The 9122-nt window shown below is 67.0% G+C and carries 10 protein-coding genes; 8 read left to right on the plus strand and 2 right to left on the minus strand.

Annotated elements, in window-relative coordinates; all coding sequences use genetic code 11:
• Positions 1–3 precede the first annotated feature (3 nt).
• The gene (locus ABE543_RS10180) at positions 4–591 is read right to left on the minus strand and encodes a glutathione peroxidase (protein WP_053515396.1); all 588 of its coding nucleotides are present in this window, start codon (positions 589–591) and stop codon (positions 4–6) included.
• A gap of 364 nt (positions 592–955) precedes the next feature.
• Here ABE543_RS10180 and ABE543_RS10185 point away from each other — a divergent pair, with 364 nt between their 5' ends.
• From ABE543_RS10185 to ABE543_RS10215, 7 genes are all read left to right on the plus strand, one after another.
• The gene (locus ABE543_RS10185; protein ID WP_065176058.1) at positions 956–1201 is read left to right on the plus strand and encodes a hypothetical protein; all 246 of its coding nucleotides are present in this window, start codon (positions 956–958) and stop codon (positions 1199–1201) included.
• 2 nt (positions 1202–1203) lie between these two features.
• Complete coding sequence (locus ABE543_RS10190) at positions 1204–1563, plus strand: GntR family transcriptional regulator (protein WP_053515392.1); 360 nt, start codon at positions 1204–1206, stop codon at positions 1561–1563.
• Complete coding sequence (locus tag ABE543_RS10195; RefSeq protein WP_065176059.1) at positions 1563–2453, plus strand: ABC transporter ATP-binding protein; 891 nt, start codon at positions 1563–1565, stop codon at positions 2451–2453. Before ABE543_RS10190 ends, ABE543_RS10195 begins: the two co-directional genes overlap by 1 nt.
• Entirely contained in the window at positions 2450–3475 is a 1026-nt protein-coding gene (locus tag ABE543_RS10200; RefSeq protein WP_065176060.1) for an ABC-2 transporter permease, read from the plus strand. Before ABE543_RS10195 ends, ABE543_RS10200 begins: the two co-directional genes overlap by 4 nt.
• A 22-nt stretch (positions 3476–3497) precedes the next feature.
• Positions 3498–4382, plus strand: a complete 885-nt coding sequence (locus ABE543_RS10205; protein ID WP_180875576.1) for a DUF2807 domain-containing protein — start codon at positions 3498–3500, stop codon at positions 4380–4382.
• 30 nt (positions 4383–4412) lie between these two features.
• Positions 4413–5024 carry a hypothetical protein gene (locus ABE543_RS10210; protein ID WP_197601333.1) on the plus strand — a complete coding sequence of 204 codons (612 nt, stop codon included), beginning with the start codon at positions 4413–4415 and terminating at the stop codon, positions 5022–5024.
• Between the two features lie 89 nt (positions 5025–5113).
• Entirely contained in the window at positions 5114–5539 is a 426-nt protein-coding gene (locus tag ABE543_RS10215) for a hypothetical protein (RefSeq protein WP_053515382.1), read from the plus strand.
• Between the two features lie 58 nt (positions 5540–5597).
• Here the strand turns inward: ABE543_RS10215 and ABE543_RS10220 are convergent, their stop codons facing one another.
• Entirely contained in the window at positions 5598–7034 is a 1437-nt protein-coding gene (locus ABE543_RS10220) for a class II fumarate hydratase (protein WP_065182914.1), read from the minus strand.
• A 290-nt stretch (positions 7035–7324) separates the two neighbouring features.
• Here ABE543_RS10220 and purB point away from each other — a divergent pair, with 290 nt between their 5' ends.
• Complete coding sequence (purB, locus tag ABE543_RS10225) at positions 7325–8692, plus strand: adenylosuccinate lyase (RefSeq protein WP_128987758.1); 1368 nt, start codon at positions 7325–7327, stop codon at positions 8690–8692.
• Positions 8693–9122: the final 430 nt, after the last annotated feature.

A 9122-nucleotide genomic window follows, 5' to 3' on the forward strand; every position in this document is an offset into this window, starting at 1 on the left:
ATATCAACGCGTGGCGGCGGGCGCGGCCAGTGCCTTGTCGATGGCCGCGATCAGCTGCGGATCATCCGGCGTGACCTTGCTGGCGAACTGGGCGATGACCCTGCCGTCGCGGCCGACAAGGTACTTGTGGAAGTTCCAGCCCGGCGCCACGCCGGTTGCCGCGGTCAGGCGCTGGTACAGCGGGGTGGCCTGCGCGCCGACCACGTGGACCTTCTCGAACATCGGGAACTTCACGCCATAGGTCAGCGTACAGAATTCCTGGATCTGCGCTTCGTCACCGGGTTCCTGGCCCTTGAAATCGTTGGACGGGAAGCCGAGGACCGCGAACCCGCGGCGTGCATAGCGCTGCTGCAGCGCTTCCAGGCCTTCGTACTGCGGCGTGTACCCGCACTTGCTGGCGGTATTGACCACCAGCAGCACCTGGCCGTGATAGCGCTGCTGCAGGTTGACCTGCTGCTTGCCGGCCAGGGGCCGGTAGTCCACATCCAGCAGATCGGCGGCCAGGGTGAGGCCGGGAAGGGCCAGCCCGGCCAGCAGGGTCAGCAGGGAAAGACCGCGCAGGCGGCGCGGGAAGACGGTCGGCAGGGGCATCGGAGCGGTCCGCGGTGGCCATTCACAGGGCCCGGCCGGGAGCGGCCGGGAATCGGCCGAACTATAGCACCGGCCCCGGGGCATCCCGCCGCGCGACCGCCCCGGCGCTTTGCGCGGATTGGCGGCAACGCAGCCGGAGCCAGAAGCTGGCCGGTGCTTGACATAGCATGGACGCAGCTGAATGGAAGCGACGCGACGGCCTGCGCCCACCGAGCATCATTCCGCATTCAAATCAATGGCTTGCAGAATTGCGTCTATGCCATGACACCCCCTGCCATCAGTTGGGTCATGTCGGGGGTTGCACGTCGGCGTGCCGGTGTTATAGTTGCATACAACACCAGTCACCTGAGACAGGGGGTATGCCATGAACACCCGGATGCATCGCAACGTCACCGCTCCCGCGATCACCGCCGTTTCGACCCTGCTGGTGATGGCGTGGCTGGCCTCGCCACGCGCGCCCACCGCCCCCTCTCTGTCCGATACCCCGCAGGACGCGCCCACTCCCACGGCCGGGACGCCGGAAGCTTCACCCTCCCCCCCGCGTCGGCTGCACAGCTCCCTGTCCATGCCGTATTTCTCGTTCGCACAGCCGCTGACCCCACGGAGCTGACCATGAGCGACATCCAGTGGAGCGACGGCGCTCCCATCTACCGCCAGCTGAAGGAGCGCGTGATCGCCATGATGCTCGACGGAATCCTCAAGCCGGGCGATGCCCTGCCTTCGGTGCGCCAGGTGGCCGCCGACTACCAGCTCAACCCCATCACCGTTTCGCGCGCCTACCAGGAACTGGCTGACGAAGGCCTGGTCGAGAAGCGCCGGGGCCTGGGCATGTTCATGACCGAGCAGGCGGCCACGCAGCTGCGCAGCAGCGAGCGCGAGCGCTTCCTCAATGAAGAATGGCCGGCCGTCCTGGAGCGCATCCAGCGCCTGGGGCTGAGCCTCGACGAATTGCTGACCCAGGGGAAAGTCTGATGAATGCCAGCCTCACCAGTACCGCTGCAAGCGACGCGGTCATCACCGCCCGCGGCCTGCGCAAGGCCTACAAGAGCACGGTCGCGCTCGACAATGCCAGCTTCACCATCCCGGCGGGCCGGATCATCGGCCTGATCGGACCCAACGGTGCCGGCAAGACCACCGCGTTGAAGGCCATCCTCGGCCTGACCACGGTGGAAGGCGACCTCAGCGTGCTCGGCCGCGACCCGCGCCTTCATCGGGATGAGCTGATGAAGGACATCTGCTTCATCGCCGACGTCGCGGTGCTGCCCCGCTGGCTGAAGGTGCGCGAGGCCATCGACTTCGTCGCCGGCGTGCATCCACGCTTCGATCGCGCCCGCTGCGAGCGCTTCCTGGCCAACACCAAGCTGCAGCCGAAGCAGCGCGTGCGCGAACTGTCCAAAGGCATGATCGTGCAGCTGCACCTGGCCCTGGTGATGGCCATCGACGCCCGCGTGCTGGTGCTCGACGAGCCGACCCTGGGCCTGGACATCCTGTACCGCAAGGAGTTCTACCAGCGCCTGCTGGAGGACTACTTCGACGAGCAGAAGACGATCATCGTCACCACCCACCAGGTCGAAGAGATCGAGCACATCCTCAGCGACGTCATGTTCATCCGCGACGGCCGCATCGTGCTCGACGCAGAGATGGACGATGTCGGCCAACGCTACACCGAGCTGCTGGTCAACGCCGAGCAGCTCGATACCGCGCGTGCGCTCAAGCCGATCGACGAGCGCGCCCTGGCTTTCGGCAAGACCGTGCTGCTGTATGACGGCGTGCCGCGTGACCAGCTCACCTCCCTCGGCGAGACCCGCAGCCCGGGTCTGGCTGATCTGTTCGTCGCTGTCATGAAGGGGACCTACGCATGAACGCCGTCAATCATCCCGTCGGCCCCGCCGGCACGCTGCGCTGGCTGCTCAAGCGTGAATACTGGGAGAACCGTGGCGGGTTCCTCTATGCGCCGCTGATTGCCGGCGTGGTGTCACTGCTGATGAGCGGTGTGGGCATCGCCTTCGGCCTGTTCGCCCTGCATCGGGCTGCGCGCGACGGCAATCTGCACATCGATGGCGAGGACGTGAACATCAACGGCCTGGACCTGGCGCTGCTGACCCGCAACATCAGTGCCAAGGACATGGCCGACCTCGGCAACGGCCTCGACCTGACCCTGGTGCTCAGTTCGGCCTGGCCATTCCTGGTGCTGGCGTTCGTGATGTTCTTCTACTGCCTTGGCGCGCTGTATGACGACCGCCGCGACCGCAGCATCCTGTTCTGGAAATCGCTGCCACTGTCCGATACCCAGACCGTGCTTTCCAAGGTGATCAGCGCGCTGGTGATCGCCCCGCTGATCGCAGTGGTCGCGGGCATCCTGACCATGTTCGGCTTCCTCGCCATCATCAGCCTGGTGGCCGCGCTGCACGGTGGCAGCCCGATGAACCTGATCTGGGGACCGGCCAGCCCGCTGACCCTGGCCGCCGGCCACCTGTCCTGGATTCCGGTCTACGTCCTGTGGGCGCTGCCGACCGCCGGCTGGCTGCTGCTGTGCTCGGCCTGGGCCAAGTCCAAGCCGTTCCTGTGGGCGGTGATGCTGCCGCTGTTCGCCGGGATCATCGTCTCCACCACCAAGGTCATGACCCTGTTCGGGCTCACCAGCGGCTGGTTCTGGCAGAACGTCGTCGGTCGCCTGCTGCTCAGTGGCGTGCCCGGCATGGACCTGATCTACCGCACCGGCCTGCAGGACTCGCGTGCGGACCTGGAATCGGTCACCGCGCTGATGGGCCCGGTCGCGCAGCTGAAGTCGCTGGCGATGCCGGGACTGTGGATCGGCGCTGCGTTCGGCGCGCTTTTCATCTTCCTTGCCATCCGCCTGCGCCGCCGCGCCGGCGAAATCTGACCCCTTACCGGAGCCACCACCCATGCGTTCCCTGCTCGCCTGTACCGCGTTGTTGCTGATGCCGCTGTCGGCCCTGGCCGCCGATGCACCCAACTGCAAGTTCACCGCTGCGCGCACGTTGAAGCTGGACGTGGCCGGTGCCAAGGCGGTGGTGTTCGAGGTGAACCAGTTCGATCTGAAGGTGACCGCCCGCAGTGGAGGCGGTCAGCTCGACGGCCGTGCCTGCGCGTCCAGCCAGGATCTGCTGGACCAGCTGGTGCTGGACCAGCGCCGGGAAGGCGACAAGCTGGTGGTCAGCCTGCGCCGCGCAAGCCGTGCCGGCCTGAATCTGGGCAACTTCTACGCCTGGCTGGACATCCGCGGCAGCGTGCCGGACAACCTGCCGCTGCAGTTCAAGGTCGGCTCCGGCGACGCCAGCATCGACAACGCGCAGTCACTGAGCGTGGATGTCGGCTCCGGCGACGCCGTTGCGCGCGGCACCCGCGGCACCATCCATGCCTCCGTCGGCTCCGGCGACCTGGAGATCGACGGTGGCAGCGCACTGAACCTGCTGTCGCTCGGCTCGGGTGACGTCAAGGCGCGCAACATCGGGGGCGACGCGATCGTCGGCACGGTCGGCTCCGGCGACCTCACGATCAGCGACGTGCGTGGCAACGCACGCCTGGACACGGTCGGATCGGGCGACGTCGACTTCAAGCGCGTGCAGGGCAGCGTCCAGATCGGCGTGGTGGGCTCGGGGGGCATCGACCTGGGTGACATCGGCGGCGATGTGCACGTGCGCAGCCATGGCTCCGGCGACGTCGACGTCGATGGGGTGCGCGGCAACCTCACCGTCGATCACAGCGGCAGCGGCGACGTCGTGCACCGCAACGTCAGCGGCAGGGTCACCCTGCCCCGCAACAAGTAAATCCCAACCCACCGATTCGAGGGGAATGCCATGAACCTGATGCGCCTGCTGCCTGCCACCCTGCTGTGCCTGCCGCTGATCGCCTGCGGTGTCACGTCTTCCGCGCCCGACACCAGTGTCGGCAAGAGCGTCGCCGAAACCTCCAGCGGCGTTGGCAGAAAAGTCCAGGAAGCCATGGATGAGGCCCGCAGGGAGATCACTGAGGGCAACATCAAGATCTCCGCCGACAATCAGCCGCGCGCGGAGATCACGCCGGATGGACATCTGCTGATCGGCGGCAAGGATGTGCCGACCAACGACACGCAGCGCCGCCAGCTGCTGGAGTACCGCGGTCACGTGGTCGCCATCGCGACGGACGGGATGAATGTCGGCCTGGCCGGTGCCAAGCTCGGTGCCAGCGCTGCCGGTGAAGCGCTCAAGGGTATCTTCAGCGGTGACAGCGAAGGCGTGGAGAAGCGGATCAACGCCGAGGCCGCCAAGATCGAAGCGCAGGCCAAGCGCATCTGCGACCGCCTGCCGGCGATGCTGGCCAGCCAGCAGGCGCTTGCCCGCGAACTGCCGGCCTTCAAGCCCTACGCCAGCATGGACCAGAGCGACGTCGACGACTGCGGGAAGGACGGCTCGGTCACCTTCTCCAACTGAGACACTTCAGCGCACCCGGCCGGCAGCGGGCCCCCGCTGCTGGCACCGGGCTTACAATGGGCACCCCGGATGCCCCCGATCGAATCGTCATGAAGAAGCTGTTTCTGCTGCTGGCTGCCCTGTTCTGCCTGGGCCTGGCCGGCTGCGACCAGGATTACCGCAACCACCGCGCAGAGCGTGGCAAGCCCAAGATCTCCGTGAGCGAAGGCATGGTGACCGTGCGCCGTCCACCGGCACCGAACATCATCATCCTGGCCGACGGCACGATGAAGATGGACGAGATCCAGATTCCGCTGGACGATGCGCAGAAACAGATGCTGCAGACGATGTTCGGCAAGCTGCAGGTACTGCGCCAGAACACGCTGGTGGCCGCCCCGGCCGATCCGAACATGCAGCCGGTGAAGATCCAGCCGCCGGAGGGCATGGACGTCATTCCAGGCGACCTGATCCAGCGCATCCCCGAGTTCAAGGACTACACCGAGACCTTCGGCAACATCGTCGCCGACCGTCGCTGAACGCAAACGCCGCCCGAGGGCGGCGTTTCTCATTGGCTCGGCAAGCCTGCTCGGCAGATCAACCGCCGCCACCGCCTCCCGCATGGATGCCGCCAGCGGTCAGCGCCGTCGGATCCAGCAGGCGCCGCAGTTCCGCTTCGCCCAGGCCGCTGTCCTCCAGCGCCACCTCCAGCACCGGCCGCTGTTCCTTGTAGGCGCGCTTGGCGATTGCCGCGGCCTTCTCATAGCCGATGATCGGGTTCAGCGCAGTAACCAGGATCGGGTTGCGCGCCAGCGCCTCCGCCACGCGATCCTCGCGCACCTTCAGGCCTGCGATGGCGCTGTCGGCCAGCAGCGTCGACACGTTGGCCAGCAGGCCGATGCCTTCGAGCAGGTTCACCGCGATCAGCGGCAGGGTCACATTGAGCTGGAAATTGCCGGTCTGCCCGGCCACCGTGATCGCCGTGTGGTGACCGATCACCTGCGCGCAGGCCATCACCGTCGCCTCCGGAATCACCGGATTGACCTTGCCCGGCATGATCGAGCTGCCCGGCTGCAGGGCCGGCAGTTCGATCTCGCCCAGCCCCGCCAGCGGCCCGGCATTCATCCAGCGCAGATCGTTGGCGATCTTGATCAGCGCCACCGCCAGCGCATTGAGCTGGCCGGACAGCTCCACCGCATCGTCCTGCGCGGCCAGGCCTTCAAACTTGTTGTCGGCACTGTCGAACTTGAAACCCGAGTGCTGCTTGAGGGCCTTGGCCACCTGAGCGCCGAAACGCGGATCGGCATTGATGCCGGTACCGATGGCGGTGCCGCCCAGCGGCAGCCGGCGGACGCGCTTGAGGCTGTCCTCAATGCGCGCCTGTGCCGATGCCAGCTGTGCCGACCAGGCACCGAACTCCTGCTCGAAGGTCAGCGGCATGGCGTCCATCAGGTGGGTACGGCCGGTCTTGACCACCTTGCGCAGGCTGCGGCCCTTCCTGTCGATGGTCCTGCGCAGATGCGCCAGCGCGGGCAGCAGCTGTTCGTGCGCCGCCAGCACCGCCGAGACGCGCAGCGCGGTCGGGATCACGTCATTGGAGCTCTGCCCCTGGTTGACGTGGTCGTTGGGATGGACCGTGGTCTTGCCGGCCTTGCCGGCGCGGTTGGCCAGGGTCGCGATGACCTCGTTGGCATTCATGTTCGAGGACGTACCCGAACCGGTCTGGTAGACATCGATGGGGAAATGCGCGTCCCAGTCGCCCGCCGCCACTTCCGCGGCGGCGGCCTGGATCGCCTTGGCCACGTTCCTGGGCAGGTGGCCCAGTTCGGCGTTGACGCCGGCAGCGGCGCCCTTGACCAGACCCAGCGCACGGATGAACCCGCGCGGCATGCGCTGGCCGGACACCGGGAAATTCTGCACGGCGCGCTGGGTCTGCGCGCCCCACAGGGCGTCGGCAGGCACCTGCAGCTCGCCCATGCTGTCGTGTTCGATCCGGAACGCCCGGGAGGCACCCTTGCTTGCAGCTTTGCTCATTGCATCGACTCCGCACTACTTCAGTTGGGGAAAGGGAAGCGGCGGCTGGCAGGGTGTCGCTTCCCGGGCTGGCGGCGGCAATCACGATACTCTCTTGCCCGTTGCATGGCATGACGGAAGCGGGCCGGATCGTTTCATCTGCGGCACCGTTGCCCATCGGGAGCGCCGGGCCCGGCCGGGCGAGGACAGCGCGCAGCCTCCGTGCGCCCGGCGTGGCCCGGTGCTGCCAAGCATGCGAAGGCCACGCGTCGTAGAATATCGGCCCCGCCGCTCGCTCCCGCCCTGCCGACATGTCCGATTCCGCCCTGCTCGCCCTGTCCCCGCTCGATGGCCGCTACGCCGGCAAGGTCGATGCCCTGCGCCCGATCTTCTCCGAGTACGGCCTGATCAAGGCCCGCGTCACGGTCGAGGTGGAGTGGCTGCTGGCGCTGGCCGCCGAGCCGGGCATCGTCGAGCTTGCAGCGTTCTCCGAAGCCGCCACCGCCCGTCTGCGCGCGCTGGCCAGCGGTTTCAGCCCCGCCCATGCCGCCCGGGTGAAGGAGATCGAGCGCACCACCAACCATGACGTCAAGGCGGTGGAGTACTTCATCAAGGAGCAGCTGAAGGACGACGCCGAGCTGGCGCCGGCACTGGAGTTCGTGCATTTCGCCTGCACCAGTGAGGACATCAACAACCTCAGCTACGGCCTGATGCTCGAGCAGGCGCGCCGCGAGGTGCTGCTGCCGACGCTCGACGGCATCGCCGCCACCCTGCGTGGCCTGGCCCACGCCCAGGCCGCGCAGCCGATGCTGTCGCGTACGCACGGCCAGACCGCTTCGCCGACCACCCTGGGCAAGGAGCTGGCGAACGTGGTGGCGCGCCTGGAGCGTCAGCGCCGCCAGATCGCCGCGGTCGAGCTGACCGGCAAGATCAACGGTGCGGTCGGCAACTACAACGCGCACGTCGCCAGCTACCCGGACGTGGACTGGCCGGCCTTCGCCGAACGCTTCGTGACCGGGCTTGGCCTGGTGTTCAACCCGTACACCACGCAGATCGAGCCGCACGACAACGTCGCCGAAATCGGCGATGCCGCCCGCCGCGCCAACATCATCCTGATCGACCTGGCCCGCGACATCTGGGGCTACATCTCGCTGGGCTACTTCAAGCAGCGCCTGAAGGAAGGCGAAGTCGGCTCGTCGACCATGCCGCACAAGGTCAACCCGATCGATTTCGAAAATGCCGAAGGCAACTTCGGCATCGCCAACGCGCTGTTCGAGCATTTCAGCGCGAAGCTGCCGATCAGCCGCTGGCAGCGCGACCTGACCGATTCCACCGTGCTTCGGGCGCTGGGTACCGCCTTCGGCCACAGCCAGGTGGCGCTGGACTCGCTGGCCAAGGGACTGGGCAAGCTGGAGGTGAATCCGCAGCGCCTGGATGCCGACCTGGATGCGGCGTGGGAAGTGCTGGCCGAAGCGGTGCAGACGGTGATGCGCCGCCACGGCCTGCCGAACCCGTACGAGCAGCTGAAGGCACTGACCCGCGGCCAGGGCATCACCGCCGAGTCGATGCGGGCGTTCGTACAGGGGCTGGAGCTGCCGGCGGATGCGAAGCAGCGGCTGCTGGAGATGACCCCGGGCAGCTATACCGGTCTGGCCGAGGCGCTGGCGAAGAAGATTTAAGGGGTTTCCTTTGCGGCGGCGGCCGCGGGCGCTGCCTGCGGCAGGCAACGGCAACAGCAACGGCAACGTCAAAGGCGGCTCTGGGTTTCTGCAGTGTTTGGCGGTGCGGGTTGGGTTCGCGGGGGACGCCGTGAACCCGTCCCTGGGGGCTTGGCCGCGGCATCCATGCCGCGGACACCCCCGCGAACCCAATCCGCCCCACCTCTGACAGCTTCCCGGTGACGGATCGAAGAGCATTTGTTGTCGGGACGGAATGTGAAGGAGGGACGCGGCTTTGCCGCGTCCCTCTTTGTTTTTGGGATTCTGCAGAGCCGAGCAAGCGCAGCGCGCGACCCGCTGTTGCCTTTGATTTTCTTTTTCCATTCCGTGGCGGACCCCGCAGGAAACTGTCAAGGGCCGGGCGGGTGGGCTGCGCGGGGGTGTCCGCCGC

The organism is Stenotrophomonas sp. TWI169 (assembly GCF_039674705.1).
GTDB lineage: Bacteria > Pseudomonadota > Gammaproteobacteria > Xanthomonadales > Xanthomonadaceae > Stenotrophomonas > Stenotrophomonas maltophilia_P.

Bases quoted from the DNA above. Each gene is read 5' to 3' on its own strand.
- ABE543_RS10180 (WP_053515396.1), bottom strand. From the start codon at position 591: ATGCCCCTGCCGACCGTCTTCCCGCGCCGCCTGCGCGGTCTTTCCCTG.
- ABE543_RS10185 (WP_065176058.1), top strand. From the start codon at position 956: ATGAACACCCGGATGCATCGCAACGTCACCGCTCCCGCGATCACCGCC.
- ABE543_RS10190 (WP_053515392.1), top strand. From the start codon at position 1,204: ATGAGCGACATCCAGTGGAGCGACGGCGCTCCCATCTACCGCCAGCTG.
- ABE543_RS10195 (WP_065176059.1), top strand. From the start codon at position 1,563: ATGAATGCCAGCCTCACCAGTACCGCTGCAAGCGACGCGGTCATCACC.
- ABE543_RS10200 (WP_065176060.1), top strand. From the start codon at position 2,450: ATGAACGCCGTCAATCATCCCGTCGGCCCCGCCGGCACGCTGCGCTGG.
- ABE543_RS10205 (WP_180875576.1), top strand. From the start codon at position 3,498: ATGCGTTCCCTGCTCGCCTGTACCGCGTTGTTGCTGATGCCGCTGTCG.
- ABE543_RS10210 (WP_197601333.1), top strand. From the start codon at position 4,413: ATGAACCTGATGCGCCTGCTGCCTGCCACCCTGCTGTGCCTGCCGCTG.
- ABE543_RS10215 (WP_053515382.1), top strand. From the start codon at position 5,114: ATGAAGAAGCTGTTTCTGCTGCTGGCTGCCCTGTTCTGCCTGGGCCTG.
- ABE543_RS10220 (WP_065182914.1), bottom strand. From the start codon at position 7,034: ATGAGCAAAGCTGCAAGCAAGGGTGCCTCCCGGGCGTTCCGGATCGAA.
- purB (WP_128987758.1), top strand. From the start codon at position 7,325: ATGTCCGATTCCGCCCTGCTCGCCCTGTCCCCGCTCGATGGCCGCTAC.